The sequence below is a fragment of the [Clostridium] ultunense DSM 10521 genome (assembly GCF_000511955.1).
In the GTDB taxonomy this organism is placed as follows: domain Bacteria; phylum Bacillota; class Clostridia; order Tissierellales; family Tepidimicrobiaceae; genus Schnuerera; species Schnuerera ultunensis.
This window is the reverse complement of the sequence record NZ_AZSU01000001.1, coordinates 139,096-165,652: the sequence shown is the minus strand read 5'-3', so window position 1 is coordinate 165,652 and position 26,557 is coordinate 139,096. Positions and strand designations below refer to the sequence as shown.

25 protein-coding genes and 1 riboswitch are annotated in these 26,557 nt (G+C 31.7%); of the genes, 4 read left to right on the top strand and 21 right to left on the bottom strand.

Annotated elements, in window-relative coordinates; translation table 11 throughout:
* Positions 1 to 15 precede the first annotated feature (15 nt).
* From CUL_RS0100865 to CUL_RS0100800, 14 genes are all read right to left on the bottom strand, one after another.
* The gene (locus tag CUL_RS0100865; protein WP_025640239.1) at positions 16 to 501 is read right to left on the bottom strand and encodes a DUF4330 domain-containing protein; all 486 of its coding nucleotides are present in this window, start codon (positions 499 to 501) and stop codon (positions 16 to 18) included.
* A gap of 4 nt (positions 502 to 505) precedes the next feature.
* Complete coding sequence (locus CUL_RS0100860) at positions 506 to 1,627, bottom strand: glycosyltransferase family 4 protein (RefSeq protein ID WP_005587031.1); 1,122 nt, start codon at positions 1,625 to 1,627, stop codon at positions 506 to 508.
* A 75-nt stretch (positions 1,628 to 1,702) separates the two neighbouring features.
* A complete protein-coding gene (locus CUL_RS0100855; RefSeq protein ID WP_025640238.1) occupies positions 1,703 to 2,656 on the bottom strand; it encodes a PIG-L deacetylase family protein in 954 nt (317 codons plus the stop codon).
* Between the two features lie 27 nt (positions 2,657 to 2,683).
* Complete coding sequence (locus CUL_RS0100850) at positions 2,684 to 3,166, bottom strand: hypothetical protein (protein WP_005587029.1); 483 nt, start codon at positions 3,164 to 3,166, stop codon at positions 2,684 to 2,686.
* A 23-nt stretch (positions 3,167 to 3,189) separates the two neighbouring features.
* Positions 3,190 to 3,966: a GNAT family protein gene (locus CUL_RS0100845; protein ID WP_005587028.1), complete on the bottom strand. Its 777-nt coding sequence runs from the start codon at positions 3,964 to 3,966 to the stop codon at positions 3,190 to 3,192.
* A 115-nt stretch (positions 3,967 to 4,081) separates the two neighbouring features.
* Positions 4,082 to 4,432: a type II toxin-antitoxin system PemK/MazF family toxin gene (locus CUL_RS0100840; protein WP_005587027.1), complete on the bottom strand. Its 351-nt coding sequence runs from the start codon at positions 4,430 to 4,432 to the stop codon at positions 4,082 to 4,084.
* The gene (locus CUL_RS0100835) at positions 4,429 to 4,710 is read right to left on the bottom strand and encodes a CopG family ribbon-helix-helix protein (protein WP_005587026.1); all 282 of its coding nucleotides are present in this window, start codon (positions 4,708 to 4,710) and stop codon (positions 4,429 to 4,431) included. The genes CUL_RS0100840 and CUL_RS0100835 overlap by 4 nt, the downstream gene beginning before the upstream one ends.
* A 129-nt stretch (positions 4,711 to 4,839) precedes the next feature.
* Positions 4,840 to 6,015 carry an alanine racemase gene (alr, locus tag CUL_RS0100830; RefSeq protein ID WP_005587024.1) on the bottom strand — a complete coding sequence of 392 codons (1,176 nt, stop codon included), beginning with the start codon at positions 6,013 to 6,015 and terminating at the stop codon, positions 4,840 to 4,842.
* A gap of 261 nt (positions 6,016 to 6,276) precedes the next feature.
* Complete coding sequence (locus tag CUL_RS0100825; protein ID WP_025640237.1) at positions 6,277 to 7,536, bottom strand: NAD(P)H-hydrate dehydratase; 1,260 nt, start codon at positions 7,534 to 7,536, stop codon at positions 6,277 to 6,279.
* A gap of 12 nt (positions 7,537 to 7,548) precedes the next feature.
* Entirely contained in the window at positions 7,549 to 8,151 is a 603-nt protein-coding gene (locus tag CUL_RS0100820; RefSeq protein ID WP_005587022.1) for a hypothetical protein, read from the bottom strand.
* Positions 8,152 to 8,292: 141 nt separating this feature from the next.
* Entirely contained in the window at positions 8,293 to 9,582 is a 1,290-nt protein-coding gene (locus tag CUL_RS0100815) for an amidohydrolase (RefSeq protein ID WP_025640236.1), read from the bottom strand.
* A 62-nt stretch (positions 9,583 to 9,644) separates the two neighbouring features.
* The gene (locus CUL_RS0100810; protein WP_005587020.1) at positions 9,645 to 9,956 is read right to left on the bottom strand and encodes a hypothetical protein; all 312 of its coding nucleotides are present in this window, start codon (positions 9,954 to 9,956) and stop codon (positions 9,645 to 9,647) included.
* Positions 9,940 to 10,242: a GH39 family glycosyl hydrolase gene (locus tag CUL_RS0100805; protein ID WP_025640235.1), complete on the bottom strand. Its 303-nt coding sequence runs from the start codon at positions 10,240 to 10,242 to the stop codon at positions 9,940 to 9,942. The genes CUL_RS0100810 and CUL_RS0100805 overlap by 17 nt, the downstream gene beginning before the upstream one ends.
* 24 nt (positions 10,243 to 10,266) lie before the next feature.
* Positions 10,267 to 10,740 (bottom strand): cupin domain-containing protein, encoded by a 474-nt coding sequence (locus CUL_RS0100800; protein WP_269077307.1) that lies wholly within the window; start codon positions 10,738 to 10,740, stop codon positions 10,267 to 10,269.
* A gap of 210 nt (positions 10,741 to 10,950) precedes the next feature.
* On the opposite strand from CUL_RS0100800, the gene CUL_RS16390 reads away from it, so the two are divergent.
* On the top strand, positions 10,951 to 11,607 hold the full coding sequence (locus tag CUL_RS16390) for a class A sortase (protein ID WP_005587017.1): 657 nt from the start codon (positions 10,951 to 10,953) through the stop codon (positions 11,605 to 11,607).
* A 178-nt stretch (positions 11,608 to 11,785) separates the two neighbouring features.
* Here the strand turns inward: CUL_RS16390 and CUL_RS0100790 are convergent, their stop codons facing one another.
* The 7 genes from CUL_RS0100790 to CUL_RS0100760 form a co-directional block, all read right to left on the bottom strand.
* The gene (locus tag CUL_RS0100790) at positions 11,786 to 12,574 is read right to left on the bottom strand and encodes a transglutaminase-like domain-containing protein (protein WP_005587016.1); all 789 of its coding nucleotides are present in this window, start codon (positions 12,572 to 12,574) and stop codon (positions 11,786 to 11,788) included.
* A gap of 13 nt (positions 12,575 to 12,587) precedes the next feature.
* A riboswitch (cyclic di-GMP riboswitch) is annotated at positions 12,588 to 12,674 on the bottom strand.
* Positions 12,675 to 12,795: 121 nt separating this feature from the next.
* Positions 12,796 to 16,866: an LPXTG cell wall anchor domain-containing protein gene (locus tag CUL_RS0100785; protein ID WP_025640233.1), complete on the bottom strand. Its 4,071-nt coding sequence runs from the start codon at positions 16,864 to 16,866 to the stop codon at positions 12,796 to 12,798.
* 246 nt (positions 16,867 to 17,112) lie between these two features.
* Positions 17,113 to 18,360, bottom strand: a complete 1,248-nt coding sequence (locus CUL_RS0100780; RefSeq protein ID WP_005587014.1) for a GGDEF domain-containing response regulator — start codon at positions 18,358 to 18,360, stop codon at positions 17,113 to 17,115.
* A 168-nt stretch (positions 18,361 to 18,528) separates the two neighbouring features.
* A complete protein-coding gene (locus CUL_RS0100775; protein ID WP_025640232.1) occupies positions 18,529 to 21,090 on the bottom strand; it encodes a GH39 family glycosyl hydrolase in 2,562 nt (853 codons plus the stop codon).
* 233 nt (positions 21,091 to 21,323) lie between these two features.
* Positions 21,324 to 21,749 (bottom strand): DUF1893 domain-containing protein, encoded by a 426-nt coding sequence (locus CUL_RS0100770; protein WP_005587012.1) that lies wholly within the window; start codon positions 21,747 to 21,749, stop codon positions 21,324 to 21,326.
* Positions 21,727 to 23,124, bottom strand: coding sequence for an MATE family efflux transporter (locus tag CUL_RS0100765; RefSeq protein ID WP_005587011.1), 1,398 nt, complete (start codon positions 23,122 to 23,124; stop codon positions 21,727 to 21,729). The genes CUL_RS0100770 and CUL_RS0100765 overlap by 23 nt, the downstream gene beginning before the upstream one ends.
* Before the next feature lie 133 nt (positions 23,125 to 23,257).
* Positions 23,258 to 24,055 carry a M55 family metallopeptidase gene (locus CUL_RS0100760; protein ID WP_005587009.1) on the bottom strand — a complete coding sequence of 266 codons (798 nt, stop codon included), beginning with the start codon at positions 24,053 to 24,055 and terminating at the stop codon, positions 23,258 to 23,260.
* Positions 24,056 to 24,226: 171 nt separating this feature from the next.
* On the opposite strand from CUL_RS0100760, the gene CUL_RS0100755 reads away from it, so the two are divergent.
* The 3 genes from CUL_RS0100755 to CUL_RS0100745 are packed head-to-tail and all read left to right on the top strand — an operon-like array spanning position 24,227 to position 26,557.
* Positions 24,227 to 25,600: an MATE family efflux transporter gene (locus tag CUL_RS0100755; protein WP_025640231.1), complete on the top strand. Its 1,374-nt coding sequence runs from the start codon at positions 24,227 to 24,229 to the stop codon at positions 25,598 to 25,600.
* 41 nt (positions 25,601 to 25,641) lie between these two features.
* Positions 25,642 to 26,061 carry an acyl-CoA thioesterase gene (locus tag CUL_RS0100750; protein ID WP_005587006.1) on the top strand — a complete coding sequence of 140 codons (420 nt, stop codon included), beginning with the start codon at positions 25,642 to 25,644 and terminating at the stop codon, positions 26,059 to 26,061.
* A gap of 13 nt (positions 26,062 to 26,074) precedes the next feature.
* A complete protein-coding gene (locus CUL_RS0100745) occupies positions 26,075 to 26,557 on the top strand; it encodes an inorganic diphosphatase (RefSeq protein ID WP_025640230.1) in 483 nt (160 codons plus the stop codon).

Sequence of the window (26,557 nt, the reverse complement as noted above, 5' to 3'; positions counted from 1 at the left end):
ACCACTCCTAGTTCTTTATTCTACTTCTACTCCTAGTACCGTGCTCATAACTGCTACATTTCTATTTTTTAGTCTAAATTGGGCTCCTATTCGGATTTGTTCTCCTCCAGCTATTACTACATCAGGATTTTCTTTTACATCTGCTTCGACTGTCATTCTAACCACATATTTTTCAGGAACTTCTGCTAATATCCATCTTCCATCTCCACTCTCAACAGGTTCTTTATAAGGCTCTACTTTTTTATCCACTATTTCACCAAGCAATTGGCCTTTGTCATAATGGTATAATGGATCTCCTATAATTATACCATCTACAGTAGCCTTTCTTACTTCGGAAACTTCCACAGTTATCAAAGCCTTTTTGGTCTCTGCAATTGCAACGGGGCTTTTTTTCATTCGTTTAACCCCTCCAACAACTAATAAAGCAATTATAAGTACTACAGCTAAATCTATTATATTTATAATTCCAAACAATTTGCCTTTTTCATTTATTATTTTCATTTTTCTACCTCCTATGTTGAATGATTTTATCGTAAATTTTACAATGTTCTTCTGCCATATTTCGAGAAGAAAAGTTTTTTTCAACGCTATTGAGTAAATTTTCCCCCATAGTTTTTATCATATCCTTATTTTCCATAAGATAGTCTAACTTCTCTGCTAAAGCATCACTGTCACCAACATCAATTAAATATCCATTATAACCATCTTTAATCAAGCGACTAATCCCACCAACATTAGTACTGATGGTCATCTTTTTTAGTCTTGAACCTTCTAGAATTACATAGGGAAAACTTTCGCTAATAGAAGTCAATACATTTATATCTATAGCATTAAAAAATGAATATTGGTCATCGACAAAGCCTAAAAAATAGACATGGTTTTCAATATCCATTTCCTTTACTAAGGACTTAATCCTTTTTTCATCATTTCCCGTCCCAGCAATTAAAAATATAATATCCTCTCTATTTTGAAGAACTTTATACGCAGCCTTAATAAAGGTTTCATGATCTTTAACCAGATCGATTCTAGCTATTATCCCAACGATTATCTTATCTTCTCCATTAATATCATACCTATTTAAAAAATCTTCCTTTCCAATATAATGGATTTTGGATTCTAGGTCAATGCCATTATAAACGGTAAATATTTTTTCCTCTTTAAATCCTCTATCTACCAACATTTTTTTAAAAGTATCTGAGATTGCTATATAGTAATCAAATCTCTTTAAAGCTATGGAATTAATAGGAGTATAGACTATTCTTTTATAAAAGTTATCCTTAAAATCTAGTTTATAATCGCTATGTATAGTGGTTATCATAGGTTTTTTTATTCTATATTTCAAAAACATGGCAATAAAGTTAGCTCTAGCACCATGGCAATGGATTATATCATAGCCTTCTCTATTTATTTCAGTTATCAACCTGCTTATAACCGACATATCTGTCCTTTTCTTCTGCTGGAATACTTCAATGTTGATTCCTGCTCCTACAGCCTCCTGATAAAATGTATCCTCTATAAAGCAAATGACCTTGGCATCTATTAATTTATTTAATTGTCTCATCAATGAAATAATATGAGTCTTGGCTCCGCCTGTATCTCCGCCACTAATTAAATGAAGTACCTTCATCACAAAATAGCTCTAATTAAGAGCTTCCTCCTTCCTTTTAGAAGCAAAATTAAACCCTCAATATTATAACACAAATTATTGTTCATATTGTAAAATTTTATTATTTGATAATTCTTTTGATAGTATGGAACTAATTTTCTGGCTATATTCTTCTTTTAGAGCCTTATTAGTTGTAAAGGATAAAAGCAGATTATATTCGCTGCTTAGTTGTCTAAAATACTCTGGTTTAAAGTCTGCCTTTTCTAATGTTTTTTCCATATAGAATAAAGATTTAAAATTTGTTTTTACAAAAATCTCTGCACCAAACCCTTCCTTTGCAATCCATCTTTTCCTCCTGTCTAATAATCTAAAAACTCCAAATCCCATTGCCCATTGGGAAGTAAAAATCTTATATTTATCCCTTTTTTTATTATATAAGTCCTCATCCATTATGCTTATACTATTTACCAATAAGGGGATTATTGGACAGTTCACTTCATACATATAAACTTTGTCAAAATTTTCATTCCACACTTCTAGAGCCTTTATAAGAGCTTTTGTAGTCTCTACATGATCTCTATGTCCATCTATTAAAAAGGGAGTATATATAATTGCAGGTTTTTCTTCTTCCAATATATCTATAATCTTTTCTACTAATTTTCTATTAGAAGAATCTAATTGTCCATCTAGTTCATCTAAAAAATATAAACTGTCAAATCCGTATACTTCCTTTACTCTCTCCCCCTCTTTTCTCCTTTTATTAACCAATTCTGACCTACTTAAATCACTTGTGCTACCACCACCATCGGTTAAATATACTAATGCCATTTCATTATCCGCCTTTTTATATTTCAGAAGAGTGGCGCCTAAACCAATGGTTTCATCGTCCACATGGGGAGATAAAACCAGGACCTTCTCCCCTGTACCAATCATGCTATCTATTTCAATACTTTTCCTTTTAGGACTATTTTTATAATAAAAATAGGTATATATACTGTTAATCAATTTTAAAGGGTGTTTAAGGATTTTTTTTACCAAATTCTTAAACATAAACTCACATCCTCTATCTAGGTTTTATTATCTTATTTCATATCTTCCTTTAACTAAAAAAACAGAGTCATTCATGGCATAAACTCCTCTCCCATCATCTCTAGGAACTATTAATAAATGGTTTAGAGGCACCTCTTCATCTCTTATTAAATCTTTTCCAACAGTTAAATCTGATAGCCCGTCTTTTCCTAAAGCTACTATTTTTGCTCTCCCAGGACCATTACCCCTTCCGCCTCTTAGTATAATCTCAGTCCCGTCTTTCCCAATAATGGATTGGCCAGCTGATATTTCAACTACTTCAAAACTATTAGATAAATTATTATTTTCTCCACCATTAGACAATTTTTCATCTATATAGTATTTTAACTGGTCAATTCGCTTTTCTAAATAGCTTAAGGATACTAAAGGATCTTTTTCTGAACCTGGCTCTGAGAAAACCACCTTACTGCCTAGAATAATAGATAATAGTCCCAAAATCAATATGGTTTTTTTAACTTTATTCTTCCTCATCTAATTTTCCTCCTTAGCCTATTTTAAAAATAATCCGCCTTATACTCAGGAATATAAATCTTATCTGAATTCTTAATTCCATTATTAAAAGAAACTATGGTTGCCCTATTCTTAAATATTTTATAAATTAAAGTTTCTTTAGTTGTATAGGTAAATAGTATGGGAAAACCCGCCTTAATAAAACAATCATTATATTTACTATTAAATCTGCCTAAAACATAATAAATATTTTTACCTCTATTAAATAATAAGTAGGACTCCCCATCTTTTTCACAATAATGATATCTTTTAATTGGAGATTTTGTAAACCTCCAAACTAGATAATCATCGTCAATATATTGAGTTTCGTCTTTCAATTTACTCTTTTTAAATACGAATTTTAAATAGGACAATTTATTTATTTCCCAGCCTAATTTTAGATTTCCAGGTAAAGAATTTTCATTGGGAAAATTATAGATGAAAGCTCCTTTTGTTTTTTCTAAAGCTATTAGACTAGATTTTGTAAATATGCCCTTCCCCCTATAGCTCTCTAAGACTGCAGTATCACATGGTTGATAGCACAGATACCCCTCTATATCATTTCTCCAGAAAACTCTTATACCTATTATATTTTCTCCATCATAAGCTAAAACTATATATGAATCTCCGTATATATTATCTATATACTTCCAATTAAACCATTCTAAATTATACTTGGTATGGAAAACTATATTAAATACTTCGACGAATCCTTCTTTTTCTATTTCCGTAAGTTCACTGCTTAACTTACATACATAGGTAATGTCCTCTCTATTTGGCAAATTGAAACACCTACTTTCTATTTAAAATACTATCACTTCTTCATTTGATTATACTATAATTCCTTATCCTTTTAAAGAAATTAAAAAAATAAGCATATTTAATTAATGCTTATTTTTATAAATCTATTAATCCTAAACTTATTTTTAAACAATCATCTACCTTTTCCATCATTTCATCATTGAATCTTCCTATCTTTTCCCTAAGTCTTTTTTTATCGATGGTTCTCACCTGTTCTAATAAGACTACAGAATCTTTAGGTAGGCCATATTCTGGAGCACTGATTTCTACATGAGTAGGCAGCTTTGCTTTATTGATTTGAGATGTAATAGCCGCTACAATGATAGTAGGGCTATACTTGTTACCTATATCGTTTTGAATAACAAGAACAGGCCTTACCCCTCCTTGTTCAGAGCCAACAACTGGACTCAAGTCAGCATAAAAAACATCTCCTCTTTTTACGTTCACATTTTTTCACACCCAGTAAGCTTTGTTTCATATATATTTAGTTCTACCATATCCTGTTCAAAACCTATTTCAGCAAGAGCTAAATTAATTTTACTCATTTCCACATATCCATCCTTTAGTTTTTGAGAAACTTCCAGCCGTCTCTTTTCACGAATATACAATTTCATAGCTTCCTTAACAAACTCACTTCTATTTTTCTTTTCCATAGAGACAATAAAGTCCACCTCTTCTAATAAACTATTTGGTAAACTAACCATAATCCTTTTAGTTTCAGCCATTAAGTTTGCACCCCCAAGCAAATGTTTCCCTTAAAACCTAAAAATAAGCCCAGCCAAAATAACATATATCAATTATATATTCTTTACATTAATTGTGTCAATATAGATATAGATTTATTCAAAATTTGGTTAATCCAATAGATAGTCTATTACATCTACTATCTCTCCATTTTTAATATATACTCTAGGAACCCTCCTTCCTACCATACATACTATTTCATAATTGATGGTATTTAACTTTTCTGCAACTTCATCTACATGAGGATATCCTTCTCCTCCATATCCAAATAAGACTACTTCATCTCCTACACTTACATCCTCTAAATCCGTTATATCTAACATGCACTGGTCCATACATATTTTGCCTACTATTGGTACCCTTTTTCCCTTTAGAAAAGCTTCAGCCTTTGAGGTTAATAATCTAGTAAAGCCATCAGCATAACCTATGGGTATAGTAGCAATTTTAGACTCTTTTTCTGTAACAAAAATTTGTCCGTAACTAATTCCAGTATCTTTAGGAACCCTTTTTATATTAGAAATCCTGGCCTTCAAAGTCATTGCAGGTTTTAAATCCATCCTATCCCTGTCAACTTCATTAGAAGGATAAAATCCATATATCATAATCCCTGCCCTAACCATATTCAAATTATACTCGGGAATATCTATTATAGCTGCACTATTGGACACATGTTTTATAGGAATGGAAACCCCTCTTTCTTCAAGTTTTTCAACAATTTCTGAAAACCTTTCGTATTGGATTTTAGTATAAGCCTTATCCTTTTCATCCGCTGTTGCAAAGTGGGTAAAAATGCCTTCAACTTTTATATTTGGTAGGTTAGAAATTTGAATTATCTCCTCAATAGCTTCATCTGTAGGTAAAAAACCAAGCCTTCCCATTCCGCTATCGATTTTCAAATGGATAATACTAGTTTTATCCAAAGTAGTAGCAGCTTCCGAAAGAGATTTAGCACTTTCATAATTGTATATTGTTTGGGTTACATTATGTTTTACTACTAAAGAATATTGATTTTCCGGGGTATACCCTAAGATGAGAATAGGAGCATCTATATTTGCCTTTCTAAGTTCAATGGCTTCCGACAAAGTTGCCACTGCTAATCTATCGGCTCCATTATTTAAGAAAGTCTCCGCCGATTTAATGGCGCCATGGCCATAAGCATTGGCCTTAACAACTGCTGCTATCAAAATACCTTCTTTCGTATTTTTCTTCACTTCTCTCATATTATGAGCTAAATTATCTAAGTTTATTTCCGCCCAGACGGGTCTTACTTCATCTAAAGTATACATCCTACCACCCCTACCATTATTAAATCTATAACCTTATATTATCTCTTTCACTTAATATATTCAACCTATAAGGGACAAAATCCTCCTTTTTAATAAAATTTTTTTGAATATTTTTATAACGAATAGGAAAGTTCTAACTTATAAAATAATAATTAAAAAGAACTTTCCGTTATGAGTTTCAAGAAAAGCTTCCTTAATAACGCTTCGATAGAAGCTTTTCTAATATTTTTCTACAAAGTTGATAGTGATATGATCAAATATCTACCATTCCAACCTTTTAATGCTATAAGGTATATTATCCAATATGTCCCTGGAAATCATTCCATATTCTCCTTTATCCATCTTTGCAAGATCCCCAGCTATCCCATGACAATATACCCCCAATACTGCTGCTTCATAGGAAGTTATTCCCTGACCTATAAAGCTAGCTATGATTCCTGTTAACAAATCACCACTACCTGCCGTTGCCATTCCAGGATTACCCGAAAAATTGATATATATATCTCCTTTTGGATTGGTTACTAGGGTATTAGCACCTTTTAGCACTGTTATTACATTATATTTATTCGATATCATCTTAGAATATTCAAAACGTTTTTTTTGGATGGTATCTATATCTAACCTCAATAGTCTCGAAAGTTCACCAGGATGTGGTGTTATTACTGTTTCCGCTTTTCTATTTGACAATATATCTGGATTTCCCTTGGATATACAGTTTATTCCATCTGCATCTAGCACTATTGGTTTTTCATAGGTTGATAGTATTTTGTTGACTAATTCAATCCTAATTTCATCTACTCCTATGCCAGGTCCAAGGGCTAATACATCCATATCATCGATTATTTCCTTTAACCCATCAAAGGAATATAAATTAAAATGACCTGCATCTTCATCTTCTACACATTTAATTATTGCCTCCGTTAGTTTTATAGAAAGGATCTCATTTAAACTATTTGGTATTATGGCATAGACCAAACCACTTCCACTTCTGAGCGCTGCCATAGTTGCTAAATAAGCAGCGCCAGCCATGCCTTTACTGCCAGCTATTATACCTACCCTACCAAAAGTTCCTTTATGGGAGTCCTTTTCCCTCATGGGTAAAATATTCTTTATATCATCAGGAACTTTTACATCGACTTTTTCAGACTTACCTTCCCCAATTACAAAAGCTATGGCATATTCCTTTTCATGGGATATAGATAATTCAATATTCTCAATACCTAGGTTTTGAGAAATGTTTAGCCCTTCATTGTATAGTTTTACATAAGGCTTCCCTCTCTCATCATGAAAAACCTCCATGTCCTTCCAATTAACTTTGCCTATCCCTGTTCCCAATAATTTAGATAAGGCTTCTTTAGCAGCAAAAATTCCAGATATAGTTTGGGGATTACAGCCTGTATTTTTAATATACTCTATTTCATTCTGGGTGAAAACTTTGTGTAAAAAACCATCTTTTTTGTTCTTTAACAAGTTTTCAATTCTAGATACTTTAACTATATCTACTCCATTACCTAAAATCATAAGGAGCCTCCTTTAATCAAGTATTTGCTCATCTAGCTTTTCAATTTCTTCACTGCCCAATAGACCATGTAAGAAAGAATAGGTTAAATTTACTCGCTCTTCATAATCATATTTCTCATTGATCAATATTTTAATCCTCTCTCTCATACTATCCAACTCATCGTTAACTTCCTTCAATTTTTTTTCTTTGTCTTTGAGCTCTTTATAACCATAGTAAACTGTAGCCTTTAATAGATTAAAATTTAATTCTCTAATCTCTTGGGGGATGGTTTCTAACTGATAGACAATCTCATCTAATTCTTCATTTATATTTTCAATTTTTTCTTTATATTTATCTAGTAACCCAACAGAATGGGTTTTGTTTTCATTATTAACCGCATTGGATATGCCTAAAATCATTTTTATAGCAAGGGTTTTTTCTTCTTGAAAGGATTGCTCCTTTTTTTCTAATTCTTTTCGAATTTTGACAAGTTCCATTAATTCCTCTTTAAGGTATTGAATATCTTTATTACTTACGTTTCCAAACAGTTTCAACCAATCTTTATCTTCTATTAATAAAGGTATCCTATTTTTAAGGACTATATTTTCATCTAAATTTATGTTTTTAAAAGCCATAATGGTCCCTCCCTTATATAAATTATACTATAAAAACTACTAGCATAAATAAGGTATTAGGGCTCATTTTATTAAATATAAAAAAGGAGAGCCATCATTTAAGGTAGCGAAGGCTCTCCTTTGCTTTCATCCATGTCTAATCTACCTGCCCACCAAATCTTTGGCAGCTTTTTCTGCATTATACATAATCTTTTCTACATCTAAAGTTTTTATCTCTCTTTTTTCCATTATAATTTTTCCATCTACAATTACTGTGTCCACATCGGAACCCTGTACTGAATAGGCTAAAGATGAAATTATATTATGACGTGGGTAAAGATGGGATTTATCCATATCGATTAATATCACATCCGCCTTTTTCCCAATTTCAATGGATCCTATTTCCTTATCCCATAACAGAGCTTTAGCCCCATTAATAGTTGCCATTTTTAATGCAGTTATGGCAGGTACAGATACGGCATCCATATTGACTGCCTTATTTACAATTGATGCTAAATGGATTTCTTCAAACATATTCAAATTATTATTACTAGATGAGCCATCAGTTCCTAAACTAACATTTACTCCAAATTTAAGCATTTCATCTATAGGAGCAAATCCGCTAGCTAGCTTAAGATTACTACTAGGATTGTTAACTGGGCTTACATTGTTCTCCCTTAATATTTTTATATCTGATTCATCTACATGGACACAATGAGCGGCTATAGTGGGTAGTTTAAATAACCCTAAATCGTATACATGCTTTATAGGAGATTTCCCATAGGTTTTATAACTATCCTCTACTTCCTTTTTTGTCTCTGATAAATGAATATGAATTCCAGTATCTAACTCGTGAGCTAAGTCCATTACATCTTCTAAATAAGCAGGACTACAAGTATAAGGTGCATGAGGAGCCACCATTACCTTAATCCTTCCCTCACCTTTGCCATGCCAATTTTTATAAAGTTCTCTTGTATCATCTAATTTTTCTTTTTCTTTTCCTGATTCTTCAATAATTCCCCTTGTTAAAATTCCTCTAATTCCCGATTCCTCTAATCCTTTTCCTACTTGATCCATAAAAAAATACATATCACAAAAGGTAGTAGTTCCAGATTGAATCATCTCTACCATGCTTAAAAGGGAGCCCCAGTAAACATCCTCTGCTGTAAGCTTCGCCTCTATTGGCCATATCTTTTTAGTTAACCACTCATGTAATGGTAAATCATCAGCGTAATTTCTAAGTAAAGACATGCCAATATGGGTATGGGCATTTATTAATCCGGGCATAGCAACTTTGTTCTGTCCATCTATGGTTTTAGTTACTTTTATATCTTCCCTTAGTTCACCAATATAAATTATTTTATCTCCTTCAATATAAATATTTGTTTTTTCTACCACTTCCTCTTTACCAGTCATAGGTACTAAGGTGATATTTTTAATAAGCAGACTCATTGGATCACTCCTTTAACATATTAGTTAAGATAAGTATATCATAAGGGCTAGGAACTTCTATATTATTTTGTTATCTTTTTAAAGGTAAACAATTCTATACCATGGGGTGGCAAAAAAATCTTTTTGTTATATCTTCCACTTAACTCCAAATACTCTACATCCATTTTGGGGTATGTTTGTCCATTAAGATATTCTATTTCTTCTTTCGTCATATTTTCTGGTGCTCCTAACTCCATCCATTTATCAAAAACTGAACCATGTTCTCTATTTAAGCTATATCTAGTTAATTTATAGTCTCCATAAATCTGGGTCCTATCATAATAAAGCTTTTTATCTTCCTCCTTTAATGAAGAATATTCATAAGAAATTTGCAAAAAGATAAAAATCTAAAGGAACTGAATTTAGATTACAGTATTTTAAAAATTCCTCCAAATAATAACTATCTAAAATGGTTTGGCTAGTAATAGAAATTCCACCTACTTTTATATTCTCTGAAATATTTTTTATTTCTAATACCACTTTTTCATAAAGTTTAAAATAATCCTCTATTTTTAATTTATTACATTGAAGCTTCTCTTCAAATCCAATTTCAAAATACCAAGATTCAACTTCTTCAATTCCATATCTATTTATGCAATGCTTTATTAAAGATAATACCATATCCCCTGCTAGTATTCCACGAAATCATATATATTCAAACCCAATATCCATCTGTAACTCCTTTAGTTGGATTTGACATTCCTTTTTTAACCCATCTGATGCTTTATCAAAAGAGATTAGACTTCTCCAGTAGGGTTTGCATTCTTTTCCAGATTGATTGCAATTAATGTCAATAAGATCCAAAAGCTCAGTTTGTAGATGTTTTAATGTCAATAAATTAGTGGGAGAATTTAAATAGGTATATAGCTTTTCATGGTCAAACCTTTCATTAAATTTAGGAAAATATTCAACACAAAATTTAGGGTTTATCTGTAATGACAATATAGTACCTTCTTTATCCATATTAGCTACGCCATGAGCTTCATTGCAATTTATTAATATTATATCGTCTTCATTAAGCAAATACATTTTATCATTCAAATTAATTTTTACTTTCCCCTTTAACACAAGTATAATCTCCATCTCCTTATGCCAATGTAAGGAAAAGCCCCCTAAAATTACAATATCTTCAAAGTAATTTAATTTCGCTATATATTATTAAAAATAATAGGGTTTTTAATATCATGGTAAACTTTGCTATTATACTATATGTTTTTTGTTGTTTTTAGTAATTTGTAGGAGATTTCCCCATAATGTTGAATAAAAACCTATTTGTAGATCCTAGCGTATTTGGGTATAACTTATATATAATCCTTTGGAGGTATGTTTATGAAAAAGATAATACCTGTGTTGTTAATAATGATAGGAGTTCTATTTCTATTAGCTCCTTTTATAACGGAACAGATAGTTAAGTACCACAGTAAATCTTTAATTAATGAAGAGATTACTAATGAAATTATTAAAACTAATAATCAAAAGGACCAGTTGGAAGTAGAATTTGACTTTTCTGTTATAGAAGATGTAGATATAAAATCTATAATAAAAGGTTCAATGGATTTTAATAAAGAACTTGTAATTGGGACTATATTAATTCCTGATTTGGATATAAACCTACCTATAATGAAAGGTTTATCCGAAGCTAATCTTATGATAGGTGCTGCAACTATGAAACCGGATCAATCTTTTGGCGTTGGAAACTTCACTTTAGCAGGTCACTATATGAAGAATAAAGACTTATTGTTTGGAAGTTTGATGGATATCGAAATAGGAAATAGGGTTTATATCTCAGATGGAGAGAAAATCTATGAATACAACATATATGATATAGTTGTAGTTCCTGACACGGCTATAGAAATGTTATCAGATGATAAATCAGATGAGAGGAATAAGCCTATAATTTCACTTATGACCTGTTATTTTTCATCAAAAACGGGAAAGAGATTTTTTGCATTAGGGGAGTTGGTGGCTGAATATCCTATAGAATAGAAATCATTTGTACCTACAATAGAACCCTTGAATATATAATTATATCAGCCTAAAAATTAGAACTCTGGTCATCTTAGAATCAGAATACTGTCATCCTGAGGTGAAGCCGATAGACTCTCTTTAGTTACCTGAATAGGAGTTTCTTCGCTTTTGGCTCAGGATTACAGTTATATTAGTATTAATATATTTTTTCTATTTTGTAATCCTTATCATCCTTAATCATATTAATTGGAACACCTTTTTGTACATAGGCAGAATCATAAGTTGTATCAATACTTATCCATTTTCCATTTAGGTATACTTGATTCCAGGCATGGTATTTTTCAATATCCGATTTGTATCCCATGATTAGTTTTGTAGGTATGTCTAGACTTCTTAACATTGCAGCTGTTAATACTGCATAGTCATAGCATATTCCAGATTGGGAATTTAATGTGGCATCTATTGATGGTATATAACCTGTTTTTACTATATCAGCCTTTTTATCGCTATATTTTATATTATTAGTTACATAGTCATATACGATCTTAAATTTTTCTTCATCATCCTTAGCATTCTTAGTTAACTCCTTTACATTTTTTATAGCAAGCATGTCCTTATCCCAATTAATCATTTGAATGGATTGCAAAAATAATTGTTTTTCATCATTTAATTTCAAATTTACTTTTTCTGTGCCTACTATTCTATATTGATTTCTATTGACATGTTCCAAAATTGAAATAGTGTATTCTCCGTTACCAAATTGTAGGGGATAGTTCATATTTGGTTCTAAATCATAATGCTCTTTATTATTACCTTTAGCTATTAGCACTTTTATATTACCAGCTTTTTTATGGTAGTTTATCATTACTATACCCTTGTCCAAATTCTTAACATCCACAATAGTGTTTTGAGCAAAACTTATAGTTGAAATTAATAAAATAAAAAAGATGACTATTGTGGAGTTTATAATATGTTTTTTAAACATATTCACTCCTCCCTTCGGTAACTGGCTGCCATCTTGACATCTCAAGGAAGGCCCTGTAGTTTTGCGCCCTTGGTTTTCACCAAATTTGCCTTTATCGGTGGAAAGTCACCGATTAAATACATATTCATTTCCAGTATTATACAATAATTTGGGAGGTTTGTCCATAGGCATTAGGCCCCATAGACACAAAGAAGGCAGAGTTTCCTCTGCCTTCTTTGTGTCTATACTGTTTTTCTTCTAAATACAAAGCCTAATGTTATTAATATTAAGCCTATGAAATAGAAGAATATATTATTGTTTTCTCCTGTCTTTGGTAATATTGGCTTGTCAACATTTGTACCACCTTTTGGTGTGTTATCATCCAAGCCAATTGTTGGGTCATCATCATCTTCTTTATCTACATCGATACCGCCTGCTGGTGTCTCCCCATCTATATCGGTTAATGGATCTTCTGGGTTTGCTGGGCCTTCTGGATCTGCTGGCTTAGTTGGTTCCATTGGTTTTTCAGGGTCTTCTGGTTTCGTTGGCTTAGTTGGTTTTTCTGGCTTTGGATCTTTCGGATCTGTTGGTGGTCCATATGGTGGTATTTTTATATTTTCCAATGTTTCTTCTACTGTTACTCCATCTTCTTCTATATTGAAATAATGTTTTTCATTATTTCTGTAGTATCCCGATGGTGCTTTTGTTTCTATGAAATAATATCTTCCATAAGGTAGTTTTTCAAATAAAGCAAATCCATCATCATCTGTTGTTTGTTCTTCAATAAAAGTTCCATCCTCTCTGTATACTGCTATCTTAGCACCTGATAATGGAGTATCTGTGTTTTTCCGAATCTTTTTAAGTTGGAAATTACCTTTTATCATAGTATTAGATATACTCTCAGGAATAGTTGAAACAGTGGAATCATCTTCGCTAATGGTTGCTTCCAATACTTCGTCTGATAGCAAATATCCTTCTGGTGCTTTAGTCTCTTTGATTTTATAGCTTCCAAAAGCTATATTTTCAAATTTTACTTTTCCATCTTTATCGCTAGATACAGTTGTAATTGGATATTCAAAATCATTGTCATCTGCATTGTATAGGGCGAATCCTGCACCTTGTAAAGGTTCTTGATTATCACCATATTTAGTGAATTCAATATTACCTTTGATTTTAGTATTTTTGAATTCATACTCTATATCCTTTTTACCAGTTTCATTTTTCACTTGGAACTTATGAACTATGCCACTTAGCGCATATTCCGCAGGTGGTGTTTTTTCTCTGATAAGATAAGTTGTGTCAAATTTTAGCCCTCCAAATAGTGCTTCCCCATTATCTCCTGTGGGTTCAGATGTCTTTAATACATTTTCAAAGATGTCTAATAGTTCAAATACAGCTCCTGATAATTTAGTAGAATTATTATTTTCATCTACTTTTATTATCTTTATACTTCCCCTTCCAGATGCTCCTGCACCGCCACCTCCAGTTTGGAATGATACCTTTATACTTTCACTACTGCCTGTTTCGGCTCTATTACTTCCTTTGAAATTTATAGTATTCATGAAAGTAGCATTTTTGTGGGTATCTAAGATATCAGTTCGGAATTTTAGAATATAGGCTTCATTTATTTCTTCTGTGAAATGGAATTCAAATTTTCTTGTTTCACCATTGTATTTTATATTTGAAGAGCTTAATTCTACTTCTTCCCCCTCTTTATGATCTCCTTCTTCATCAACTATTAATTTAATTAGTTTTACTGATGATGTATCTAATTCTAATCCCTCTTGCAATTCGTCTTCAAGTATAGCATCATATATTGATAACTGATTTTGATTGATTACTACTTCCCAATCAATATAATCATTGCCATCTTCATAATTGCCTGTTTTGTTGACAACAGTATTTTGAATTTTATTATTACCAGTTGATGATACTCCATTTTCCGGAGTTTCATTACTTTCCAATTTAGCTGTATTGTATAATGTTTTATCTCCATTGCTATAGAAGATTGATTCATCATTTATCTTAGTTTTGAAAGTAATAGTATGTGTATCATTTATTGTTTCGAGGAATCCGATAGTTAAAGTTTTGGTTTCATTGTCAAAATTAATTGCAGTTTTTTCCTTACTAGGACCTGTAACTTCTACAGAACCTTCCACAAACTCTTGGTACTCGCCTATTAAATCTGTAACCACGACATTTATCATAGGCATTTTGTTCCAATTGATTACAATTTTCCAAGTAGCTTCTCTATCTAAATAGTGATAACCTATGCCAGTTTTTTCGATAACTTGGCTTGATACATCTTCTTCTCCTAGTGAAGACGAATCTTCTACCCCATCTCCAGTCAGTTTGGCAGTATTATAGAAAGTTTTATTAGCATTATTAGCCCAGATATTGTTGTCTGTTACTCTGGTTTTAAAGGTTATTATATGTGTGGTCTGATTAATATTTCCAAAATTATATACCCAGGTCCCTGTTTTACTTGCATCTTCACTATCTGCTTTCATATATTCAAACCCAGATATTGGTATGTTTCCATCTACTTTAAATGAGCCCTCTACATATTCTAACCCTAATGGTATATCATCAGTAACCTTAGCATTTTCTATAGCAATCTTATTATTGTTAACCACTATCTCCCAAGTAATCTCTTGAGTAGAAGGGTTATATCCTTTACCTGATTTAACAATTACACTAGTTGGAACTAATACACCATCTTTATCATCTTTATTATTTGCATTGGTAGGTACATCTACCCCTGTTATTTCTACATAGTTTTTATATTCTTTAGATGTATTAGAATTATATGCTTCTTCATCTACAACAGTGGTTGAATAAGTCAATTTATGGTATCCTGTAATTTCCCCAAGTTCATAGGTTAATTCGGTACCCGTTTCAGCATTTTCATTTCCCTCAATGCTGTAACTTGCCCCAGTTAATTCAGGTTCTAATTTAATAGTATCTGTTACCAGCTTTAACCCTTTAGGAATAGTATCCCTTATTACTGCATTATCTATCTTCAAATTATTATTGTTTATATGAATAGTCCAATCTATTCTATTTTCTTCTCGACTATTTCCCTTTTCAAATTCGCCTTCTTTTCGTATAAAATCAACTGTTGTATCTACACTTGCTTCATTAGAGGTAGATTCTCCATCATCCTCAAAGGTAGCTTCTGCTTTGTTTTTAAAGTAAATAGTTTTCCCTTCGGAATTAAAAGCTGATAAATCAGGCTTTGTTTTGAAGGTGATGGTATATTCATCTCCGCTTTTTATGGCTTCGTTAAATGTGTAGCTTAATCTATTCCCTTCAAATGAAAAACTACCTTCTCCTTCAGTATTCGGGTCAATATTGGCGGAATCATCAATATAAGTCTGTCCCTTTTCAATCACATCTGTTATAACTACATTACTTATAGTCCTTCCACTAGGAGTTGTTTCTGGTTTAACTGTGATAGTCCATATTATTATATTGTTTTCTTTGTCATAATGCCCTGACTTAGATAATTTTACATCTACCTTTTCTTCCTCTTTTTCAAAATTTATTTCAATAATCTTTTTACTTTCTCCACCAATATCAAACTCAATTTCAGTCTCCCCACCAACACCTACCTTTGCAGCATCAAATTCAGTATATACCCAAAAATACCCTATTCGATCATATAGGAGTTCTGGATTGTTTACTTCATCCATATACTGAATAATCATCTCATTATCATTATTAAAGGTAGCAACTGCCAATACACGGTCACCATTCTTTGCTTCAAATCTCATTTCTTTTGTTATCTTAATTAGTTCTGGAATCTTTATGGTATAGCTTTTCTCCGTATCTACTATTTCTTCGTTAGGAATTTCAAATTTATAGTCAATGCGTATTTTTGAATCCTTCTTAACCGGTCCCAAAAAATCATCGCCATTTTCGTCTTTTATCTCTACACCGATTATATAAGGAAATTCATTAGAGACATTGGAACTATCTTCACTATTATCTTCTATTTCTTTTTCTCCATTCAATTCATTTATGTCGATCCCTAATATTCCTTCGTCCTTGGATTCTTCTGGTTCCGTTAGAATATTATCATCACTTTCAGTATCTTCCTCAGGTGTGTCGTCACCGTCATCATTTTGATCTACTATACCATTGCTTTCTTCCATGGTTTCACCAAGTTCCTGCTCTTCTACTACCTCAGGATCCATTAATTCCTCAGCCCAAACCACATCTCCCACCACAGGCATCAACATCTGTAATAACATTACCATAACAACTAGTATACTCATTCTATATTTAGTTGTTGTATTTAAAAATTTCACTTTATCTCCTCCCTTTTCAATTGTCAAGTTTCAAATTTCATCTGGTATTCTTGGAAAGTTTTCCATATAGTTTATATCTATTGCCACCAATTACCTTTTTTTTATAGTATCACATCCTACTAATTTGCTCTTCTTGTTTTTTGTTTTAATAGTCATTGTTTTTTGCTAGGTTTGAGAGTGTTTTTCACGTTAAATCCAACGTGCTCAAAAATTTCATTATATAAATAACAAATAAGCTACGGATACCTAAAAATATCCATAGCTTATTTTTTCTTCATATATAAATATTCCATTTCCCCCATTGCCTTTAGCGTCGTACAATGCTTTATCGGCTCTTCCTATCATTTTTTCAACAGTATCTTCTGCGCTTTTTATTTCAGTAATACCTGCTGAAAAATTTACATTAGTTACAGTAATACATTGTTCATTGCCACATTTACTACATCTTTTGGTTCTATTAAATCTCTCTAGAACTAGTTTTGCTTCCATTTCTCTAGTTTCAGGAAATATTATAATAAATTCGTCGCCACCAAATCTAAAAATTAAATCAGTACTTCTTAAGGTGTTTTTTAAAATTCTAGCAAAACATTTTAGAATTTTATCCCCCACTAAATGACCTAAATTATCATTTACTGTTTTAAAATCATCTATATCTACAAATGCAATGGAAAAAGTCTCTTTATTCCTATTGTAAAGGGCCATTTTTTCCTTCGCCCTTTCCCAGAAATATTCCTTTGTATAGACTCCTGTTAATCCATCTTTTATAGATAGGGCATTATAATTAGTGGTTCTGTCTAAAGTTCTATCTATTCTAGCATAAAATTCTTCCATATTAATGGGTTTGGTGATATAATCATCCGCACCTATTTTAAGTACATTTATTTTAGTTTCTAAATCATTTTTTGATGAAATTATAATTATGGGAAGGATTGGGTCTATATCTCTAATTATTTTAGTCATCTTAAATCCATCTATACCTGGCAATATCATATCTAATACTACTAAAGAAATATTTTCCTCATTTAAACATTTAATAGCTTCAAAGGGATTTGAGCATAATATGGTGTTGTAGCCCCTTTTTTCTAGATTTTCTTCAATCATTTTTAAAAATAAAATGTCATCATCAATAATTAAAATTTTTTCAATGCTTTTTTTGCTGGAAATTTCCACTTGGTTGCTTTTACATTTTTTATATACACCATTACTTAATTCTCCATCTATATTCTCCACCACTGAATAGAGTTTACCGTATAAATTCAATATATTTGATACGGTAATTTCTCTACTTCCTGAAATACAAGCATCAAAATCCTCTAAAATATTTGCAAACATTCCATCTTTTAATTCCATATCCAAATCATTTATTTCACGATAAAATTCCTCTATTTTTTCTAAGTATTTTATATCTCCTGCCATGGAATATTTTATAATATTATCGAATTGTTTGTTTTTCTCCATAATAACCTTTTGCAAAAGAGCTTGTTTCCCTTTCAATCTTTACATCCTTCCAATAAAAATGTATATATGAATTTTTTTATCCAATAATTTATTATACCAACAGATTTTCTTAAATTCTTTATGATTTTTGTTATATTACTAAATCATTTTTGCTATATAAAAGAGCTTCTGTGGAAGCATTACTAAGTAAGCCTTTTTTGTCCTTTACGCTTTCTTCTCCAACACTAACATCTCCGCTCCATGAACTGGCATCTGAAACCTGATCCTGTATTCTCCTTTTAATCCCACATATTCTACTATTATTTCAGGCTTAGCTTTTCCTTTCAAATATTCTATCTCTTCCAATGTCATATTTTCAGGTAGCCCCATTTTAAGCCATTCGTCAAAGGCAGAACCATGTTCCCTGTTTAGTTTATATTTTATTATTTTATAATCTCCAACAACTCCATTTATATTAAATTCTATTTCCCTAATATCCTTATTTTCATAAATTAAATATCTTTCTCTATGGTTTATGTGAGAAGTGTCTCCGGATAAAAACAAATCATCAAAATAAGTATAGTTATAAGCTAATATTTGGATATCCTCTCCACTCCTAGTAATTATATAATCTTCTCCTTGGTCTATTATCTCATTTCCTAATTTCGATAATAAATAATAAGCAAAATAGGAAGGTTTCTTTATTCCATCTTTGTTCATTAATCCAAAACCTCCATGGAAATGGGATATGCCTAGCTTTTGTTCCTCAAATATATCTGTAAAGGCCCAATAACCTAGAGAATCTACTTTGTCTATGGATTGTAATACATTACTTATTATATATGTAGATACGTAGCAGGTGTCATGTATTGGATTACCTAACTGGGAAGATGCGTTCCATTCAGTGATATGAACTTCCATTCTCCTATTTAATATGCTTTCTATCTTTTCATTAACAATATTTATAGTGTTTAAAACATGATTTTTTTCATGATATATCCTTTTAGGTTTAAAATTTTTATTTCCCACATCTACACCAGATTCTATTAATTGATAAAATTTCTCTACACTTTCTTCCGGTATATATTCTGGATATATGTGTATGGATAAGAAGTCCAATGGAACATTGTTTTTTTGACAAAATATTAGAAAGTCTTTTAACCAAGAACTACCTAATATTGTGCCATGGGTTATAGCAGGCCCTCCTACTTTTAAGTTTTTAGATATAGATTTAATGGCTAATGCTGTATCTTTATAAAATTCAAAATACTCCTCCCTAGTACCTGCCCAAAAAACGTATTCATACTCGGGTTCATTCCATACTTCGAAATACCAGGATTCTACTTCTCCTATGCCATATCTATTAATACAATGTTTTATAAATTCTTGCACTAAATCCGTCCATAGTTTTATATCCTTTGGTGGAGATATATTTCCTTTCCACCAAAAAACTGTTTCATCGGAACGTTTCAATCCTCTAGGCATAAAGCTCAATTCTATAAAGGGTTTAATATTCATTTCCATAAAAAAATCAAATAATTCATCTACATAGGTCCAATTATATTCTACATTCCCCTCAGGAGATACATTATATACCATCATTTCATCCATAAATATACCATGAAATCTAATATATTTAAATCCAATTTCTCTTTGTATTTCCCTAAATTGTTTTTGCCAATTAGCCCTTAAACCTTCATGTGCTCTACCAAAGGTAATTAAATTTTGCCAATAATGTTCAAGATATTGGCCTTCATCCATTCCGCTTACTGAAATATATTCTATACTATTCGTAATTCCATAATCCTCTTTAACTTCTACCCCTATAGGCTTTAAATAGGTGAATAATTTCTTTAATGCCGATGTTCTATCTACATCTAAATAAGTTTTACTTCTAGCTATAGTCTTATAGTTTGTTGAATTATTGACATATTCAGACATGTTCTTGGAATTCTTTCTATATTCTGATGGAGAGCAATTGTAGGTTTCTTTAAAAATCCTATTGAAAGAATTTACATTAGAAAAGCCACTGGCATGAGATATATCTATTATGGATTTATCGGTGTTTTTCAACATATCTACAGCATTATATAACCTTACACTATTTACATATTCTTGGAAAGAAATGCCCATCTTGCCTTTTATAAAATGGGATAGATAATAATAATTGACATGTTCTCTTTCTGCAATCTCTTTTAAAGTTATCTTCCTATCTATATTTTTATTTACATACTCTATTATACGCTGAAGCCTAACAATATCCTCATCTCTTAATTCTTCCGCCTCATCTTCTATTATGACATAATCGAAATTAGTCAACAGATGTTTTGCCAATAAGTATAGATAGTTTCCTATGACAAATTGGTATCCTTTGTTTCTTTTATTTAATTCCCAAACTATCTTTGCAATATAATACCTAATTATATCAAATCTTTCCTGTTCCTCGCCAAATATAAAGGATTTACAATCAAAGACCAACTTGTTAAATTGGGGATAACAACTATTATAAAACTCTGGATCTATTTGGATAGCTAATAATGCATTGTTATCCTTAAGTCTTCTTGTGCTATGTAATTCATTACAATTTATCAGTATTAGATCATTCTCTCTGAGAAAATAGCTTTCTTCCCCTACCCTCACGTTAATGCTACCTTCTAGGATAAATAATATTTCTATTTCCTTATGCCAATGCATTTGAAATTCCTCAACACTATGGATTATCACATTTATAGGCAGGCTTTCCTGCCCTTGTATCATTTCATATTGATACTCCTTAAAATCCCTCATATGATTCCCCCCATTTTACTCCTAGTGTTAAATATAAAGATATATTTATACACTTAGGTTTTTATTTTTAAATATTTTATATAAATTATGCCATCTCATTCCCAAAATATATAGGCTAATACTTCATTATACTAATAAAAAAGAATAAAGCCTCATCATTTTTGTTAAAATCATATATCTTTTTTGCTAGGTTTATATCAATATAATATTTTATCTAAATATTTTAAAAGCTGCTATCTACTAGCAGCCTTAAAAAAACCCTTTATTTTACTCAAAAGCACCTCTGAATTTTCAGATTGAAGAGCTATTTTTTCAATAGGACAAATATCTGTTCCGTCCCTATTTTTAATATAATCACAAATATTGCCATAACTAAATATTATGCCGCTTTTTTTCAATACCTCTATGGCATTGTCAGATATTAATTTCCCATATACCTCTTTAACATATAATGAATCACATAACATAGCAGCACCTCTACCTATTACCTTATCAGCTATAGAGGAACCTTTAGTCATTTCTACCATTTGAGTGGCTAAAGTATACATAGGCTTTATGCCTTTATCATGGCTTTTAAATATTAAATTACCATCTTTTACCACCGCAATAGCTAGGTTTTCTTCTTCTAAATATTTTTTAGCTATTTCTATATCCTTCATTTTCCTCAGCTCCAATTAAAGATTTACTTTCATATATATCCTTCTTCTTAAATATTATTACACCACAAAGGAATCGAAATATTAAGTCCAATCCCAATGCAATCCAGATAAAAGTAATACTGGTTTTAAATACAAAGGCTCCTAGTAGAGAAAGAGGTACTCTTATTAGCCATAATCCTAACATAGCCACTATCATTGGAATTTTAGAATGACCTGCACCTCTTAAGGCACCGTTTAATACCCCATTTATATTTTGAGGTATTTGCACCAGACCCATTACAAACAAGTACATAGCCCCTATTTTAATTATTTCCCCATCATTAGTTAAAAGTCTCATAACCTGTTTTGGGAAAAATATTAATACTCCTCCAGTAAATATGGTTAGAATGCTAGTCCATTTAATTAATTGATGAATATATTTCTTCCCTTGTTCCCTATCTTGGGAACCTATGGAATGTCCTATAAAAGTAGTAGCTGCTACCCCAAATCCTGCTGCAGGCATATAGGAAATAGCCTCTGCTTGTAACCCTAATTGATAGGCTGCATAGGCAATTTCTCCGTAAGTTAGAATAGCCTTAGTCATGAGAATTGCTGCTCCTTCCCAAAAAATGGTTTCAAAGGATGTAGGTAATCCTACTTTATATACAGGTAGAACTTCCTCCAATTGGATAGTAAAGGACAATTTATCTCCTATTGTAGTTAATGTGCCTGCCCTACCAAATAACACTTTTAATCCTAGTAGAGCAGCTGTAAATTGGGCAATTAGTAAGCCAAAGGCAGCCCCTCTTAAACCCATAGGTTTAATCCCAAGTTTTCCAAATATGAAAATATAGCTAAAGGTAATATTTACAATATTCATTATTAAAGCTATCTTCATAGGGGTTTTAGCATTACCCATACCTTGCAAAGTCCCTGCTACTATTAAAACTATAGTAATAAAAGGTAATCCCCAAGAAATAATCCTTAGATATAATACTCCATTGGCTAAAAGCTCTTTACTAGGGTTGAATATCTTCAGTAAGGTTTGAGTATTCCAAAATAATAGTTGTTGTAGTACTATAACTAATAGAATTGAAAAAAATAGAGTCTGGGTAACAATCCTTTTTAATTTAGCATAATTATTGGCACCATGGGCTTGAGCAACAAATACAGATACCCCTGTTGATACTCCTTTAAATATAGCCCATATCATATTAAAAATAATATTACTCATCCCTAAAGCCCCAACAGCTAAAGGATTGATTCTGCCAATCATAGCCATAGAAACAATCCCCGCTGTCATCTGAAGGATGTTTTCAAGGGTTATGGGAAAAATCATAGATAATATTTTTTTTCTAATTATTTTATTTTCTCTGTCTTTACCTTTTGTCATCATCTCTTTTACTTTCCTCTGTCATTAATATTTTATATACTAAATTGAAATTTTATTATATATCAAAATCAAAACCTCTTTAAAACTTATAAGAAAAGCTTCTATCGAAGCGTTATTAAGGAAACTTTCCTATTCGTTATAATAAAAACCTTATGGCTCTAACTACTTCCATTAAATCCTTAGTTTTAAAGCTAATTCTTTTGGAATCTATTTGGTCTACTCCTGCATAGTTCATAGCCCTTAAGGCTTCTGAATGTTGATTGTATTTTATTTCCAAATTAAATTCTCTTGGCAATTCCATTTCATATAAAGAAAAATCCTTCTTTAAACTTTCTTCTACCCCATCCTTTATAAGTTCTAAAGCCAATTGAGGGTGAATATTTATGGTGGAATTTCCTCTTCCTTCTTTTACAGGAATGGTAATTATACTTCTATTGAATTTCTTTACTTCATCACATAATCCTAAATCCCCACTCAAAAACACTGCTGGTACTCCTAGGTAGGTCGCTATATGGGAATGTAGAAGAAACTCTGATAGATATTCTCCATTAAGTTTAATGTAATCAATATTTGTATTCATAGTATGGGACAATGGATTAGTATTAGTTCCTCCTGCAGAATGGTATCCTATAAACATTAATGCATCAAAGGTTTCATCTAATTCCTGAACCATAGAGTACATATGTCCGCTCCATCCCCTTATAAGCTTAGTATTTTTAGGCAATAGATTATGGTCTATATTCCTTCCGCTATCGTGAGCATCCTTAACCCATATTTCATCTGCCCCTGCATTGATAGCACCTTCACAAGCAGCCTTTACTTCCAACGTCATTTGATGGGCAAACTTTTTATGGTCTTCCTCTGGTTTTTCCGTTTCATCCCAATGGGTAACCCCAGTAACCCCTTCAATATCAGCACTTATATATATCTTCATAACATAAGCCCCCTTTTTAATCCTTTATATATTCATTATAGCAGGATTTTAGAATAATATATATTTATTAATGTAATTTGTTTTATTTTTTTAAATATTGCTATATTCTAGAAAATATATTAGTATATATGTATATATTTCAAGATACCCAATTGTTTAAGGGGGAATTTTATGAACAATATAGAAAATAACGAACTATTAATAGGTGATTTAAGGAAGAACCTACTTAAAGTATCCATACCTACTATGCTGGGTTTTGCTTTACAAGCCGTATACGATATGGTAGATATGATATGGATTGGTCGGATTTCGGCTTCTGCAGTAGCAGGAGTTACTATTTTTTCTACGGTTTTTTGGCTAGTAACGGTGTTAAATGAAATTATCGGTGCTAGTTCCATTTCTTTGATTACTCAAAGCTATGGAAAAGGAGATATTCAGCGAACTAGGAAGGTAGTGGAACAAACTTTGACCTTTAAAGCCTTGGTGGCTATTATTTCTGCAATTATTATTTCAATTATATTGAAACCTTTATTATCATTTTTTTCAACAGATCAAATAGTCCTTAAAGCTGCCTTAGATTATGGATATATAAGGATGTTTTTTCTTCCCATAATGTTTTCTTCCTATTCGGTAAATACTGCTCTAAGATGCTTAGGGGATGCTAAAACCCCTATGAAGATAATGATAGTATCTTCTATTGCTAATATAATTTTAGACCCTGTTTTTATGTTTGATAAAATACCAGGGACTAATATACCCGGCTTTAATATGGGAGTATTTGGTGCAGCCTTAGCTACAGTTATTTCTACAGTAATAGCCTTTTCTATGGGATTTTATATATTACTTAAAGGAAATGAAAAGTTAAAAATAACCTTTAAAGGATTATTCCAGTTAGATTGGGAAATCGATAAAAAATTATTGACCATAGGATTACCAACTGGTATTGAAGTTCTTATGAGAAATTTATCTAGTATTGCTACATTGAAATTTGTATCCATTTATGGTACAGATACGGTGGCTGCCATGGGGATAGGTAGCCGATTATTTAGTTTTGCTTTTATGCCCATAATGGGTATAGTCATGGGAGCTAGTACTATAGTAGGTCAGGCTTTAGGAGCAGAAGATGTGGATAAGGCGAGAGATACAGCAAAATTTGCCGCCTTAACCAATATAGTTATGATGGGGTTTCTATCCATTGTGTCCATATTAATACCAGATAAGATAATGGGAATCTTTATTAAAGATTTAGAGGTTATCAATGTAGGCATACCTATGATAAGAATATTGATTCCTGCTCTAATATTGGCTGGATGGTCTATGGGATTAGGGTCTGTATTTACCGGTTCTGGTCATAATATACCTTATCTATTATCTAGCATTATTTCCAGATGGGGTATACAAGTTCCTATGCTCTTTATTACCACTAAAATATTTAACCTTCCAGTTATCTACGTTTGGCTTAGCTTCGTAGCAGCTGAAATTGGAGAGATTGTCATAATATTAATCCATTATAAAAAAGGAAAATGGAAAACAAAAAGGGTATAGCCAATATTATAAATACTTTTTCAACAAAGGAGGAGTCTGTTTTGAATACAGTAAAAGTATCTAGATTAGTTAAGTCTGAAGATTTAAATCATCATGGCACTCTATTTGCTGGTAGAGTTGCTGAATGGTTTGTAGAAGCCTGCTTTATATGCGGTGCAAAACACACGGAGAAACCAGAGAATATCGTTTGCATTAATATTCATGGATTAACTTTTACCGAACCTGCAAACAAGGGAGATATTATCAACTTAGAAACTAAAATTGCTAAAGTTGGCAGAACTAGTTTTGTCGTTTACGGGAAGATAACAAAGAATAATTCAGATAAAATTCTTTCCGATGGATTCATAACTTTTGTATTTGTTGACGAAAATGGGAAAGCTATACCTCATAATATTAAGCTAGCAGAACCTATAGATGATGAAGATATAAAAATAAGGACCAGAACAGAAAACTTAAGATAGAGGAGATGATTAGATGGATATTATAGTAGATGCATTTATAGAAATACCAAAGGGCAGCAGTAATAAATATGAATATGATGAGAAAAGAAAAGTATTTATATTAGATAGGGCCTTGTTTTCTCCTATGTTTTACCCTGCTGATTATGGATTTATCCCTAATACTTTGGCAGAAGACGGAGACCCTATAGATATTATGGTGCTTATGGCTAATCCTACCTTTCCAGGATGTATGATACGGTCTAGAGTAATAGGTATGTTCTTAATGGAGGATGAAAAGGGAAAAGATGAAAAAATAATAGCCGTTCCCCTAGGGGATCCAAGATATGAAGAAATAAAGACCATAGAAGATATAGGTTCCCATATGAAAAAAGAATTTGAGCATTTCTTTTCTGAATATAAACAATTGGAGGGGAAAGAGGTTCATGTAAAGGGATGGGCAGATGTGGATGAAGCCCATTCAGCTATTGAAAAAGCAAGAAAGAATTATCAAAAATGA

Bases quoted from the DNA above. Each gene is read 5' to 3' on its own strand.
- CUL_RS0100835 (WP_005587026.1), bottom strand. From the start codon at position 4,710: ATGGCTGAAACTAAAAGGATTATGGTTAGTTTACCAAATAGTTTATTA.
- CUL_RS0100820 (WP_005587022.1), bottom strand. From the start codon at position 8,151: ATGGCTTTTAAAAACATAAATTTAGATGAAAATATAGTCCTTAAAAAT.
- CUL_RS0100815 (WP_025640236.1), bottom strand. From the start codon at position 9,582: ATGAGTCTGCTTATTAAAAATATCACCTTAGTACCTATGACTGGTAAA.
- CUL_RS16390 (WP_005587017.1), top strand. From the start codon at position 10,951: ATGAAAAAGATAATACCTGTGTTGTTAATAATGATAGGAGTTCTATTT.
- CUL_RS0100865 (WP_025640239.1), bottom strand. From the start codon at position 501: ATGAAAATAATAAATGAAAAAGGCAAATTGTTTGGAATTATAAATATA.
- CUL_RS0100855 (WP_025640238.1), bottom strand. From the start codon at position 2,656: ATGTTTAAGAATTTGGTAAAAAAAATCCTTAAACACCCTTTAAAATTG.
- CUL_RS0100805 (WP_025640235.1), bottom strand. From the start codon at position 10,242: ATGGTATTATCTTTAATAAAGCATTGCATAAATAGATATGGAATTGAA.
- CUL_RS0100775 (WP_025640232.1), bottom strand. From the start codon at position 21,090: ATGAGGGATTTTAAGGAGTATCAATATGAAATGATACAAGGGCAGGAA.
- CUL_RS0100850 (WP_005587029.1), bottom strand. From the start codon at position 3,166: ATGAGGAAGAATAAAGTTAAAAAAACCATATTGATTTTGGGACTATTA.
- CUL_RS0100770 (WP_005587012.1), bottom strand. From the start codon at position 21,749: ATGAAGGATATAGAAATAGCTAAAAAATATTTAGAAGAAGAAAACCTA.
- CUL_RS0100765 (WP_005587011.1), bottom strand. From the start codon at position 23,124: ATGATGACAAAAGGTAAAGACAGAGAAAATAAAATAATTAGAAAAAAA.
- CUL_RS0100755 (WP_025640231.1), top strand. From the start codon at position 24,227: ATGAACAATATAGAAAATAACGAACTATTAATAGGTGATTTAAGGAAG.
- alr (WP_005587024.1), bottom strand. From the start codon at position 6,015: ATGTATACTTTAGATGAAGTAAGACCCGTCTGGGCGGAAATAAACTTA.
- CUL_RS0100825 (WP_025640237.1), bottom strand. From the start codon at position 7,536: ATGATTTTAGGTAATGGAGTAGATATAGTTAAAGTATCTAGAATTGAA.
- CUL_RS0100860 (WP_005587031.1), bottom strand. From the start codon at position 1,627: ATGAAGGTACTTCATTTAATTAGTGGCGGAGATACAGGCGGAGCCAAG.
- CUL_RS0100745 (WP_025640230.1), top strand. From the start codon at position 26,075: ATGGATATTATAGTAGATGCATTTATAGAAATACCAAAGGGCAGCAGT.
- CUL_RS0100760 (WP_005587009.1), bottom strand. From the start codon at position 24,055: ATGAAGATATATATAAGTGCTGATATTGAAGGGGTTACTGGGGTTACC.
- CUL_RS0100790 (WP_005587016.1), bottom strand. From the start codon at position 12,574: ATGTTTAAAAAACATATTATAAACTCCACAATAGTCATCTTTTTTATT.